The sequence below is a fragment of the Oleiphilus sp. HI0086 genome (genome assembly GCF_001635225.1).
Genome location: NZ_LWFZ01001378.1, coordinates 1 through 790, shown reverse-complemented (window position 1 = coordinate 790; position 790 = coordinate 1). Strand labels below are relative to the sequence as shown.

1 protein-coding gene is annotated in these 790 nt (G+C 48.9%); it reads left to right on the top strand.

The genetic code is table 11. The annotated features are described in order from the left end of the window. Nucleotides 1-790: heme o synthase (gene cyoE, locus A3756_RS23620; RefSeq protein WP_082865466.1), on the top strand; the 790-nt coding region annotated here is incomplete at both ends.

Below are 790 nucleotides of genomic sequence, written 5' to 3'. Positions count from 1 at the left end.
ATTGTTTTTACCGCCATCGTTGGGATGCTTTTATCCTCCCCTGGCATGGTGCCCCTCGACACCTTATTCTTTGCCTCACTCGGCATAGGTATGGCTGCAGCTTCTGGCGCTGCAATCAATCACTGGGTGGATCAAAAAATTGATGCCACGATGGAGCGAACCAAGGGACGCCCCATTCCGACTGGAGGCCTGTCATCCAAGGCAGCTCTGAGTTTTGCGCTAAGTTTGTGCGTACTCTCTATGGCGATTTTACTTGCGACAACGAACCAGCTTACCGCGCTACTAACCTTCATCTGCGTTATTGGCTATGCGGTCATCTATACTATGTTTCTTAAACGCTCTACCCCGCACAATATCGTTTGGGGTGGTGCTGCCGGTGCTGCACCGCCGATTCTTGGCTGGGTCGCGATGACGGGTGAAGTTAACACCGAGGCCTTGTTATTATTTCTCATTATCTTTATTTGGACGCCACCACATTTCTGGGCACTGGCCATTCGCCGTCGCGATGATTATGCAAAAGTTGATGTCCCTATGCTTCCGGTGACTCATGGCATTCCTTTCACCAAGGTACAGGTATTACTTTATACTTGTATGCTTCTTGCCGTTACGCTGATACCCTTTGCCATACAAATGACCGGCTTAATCTATCTAGCCGGGGCGGTAGCCTTAGGGTTGGGCTTTATTTATCACGCTTATAAGCTATATCGCTGCAGTGCTGACCAACACGCAATGAAAACCTTTGCTTACTCAATATTCTACCTAACGGCCTTATTTGCATTTCTGCTCGTCG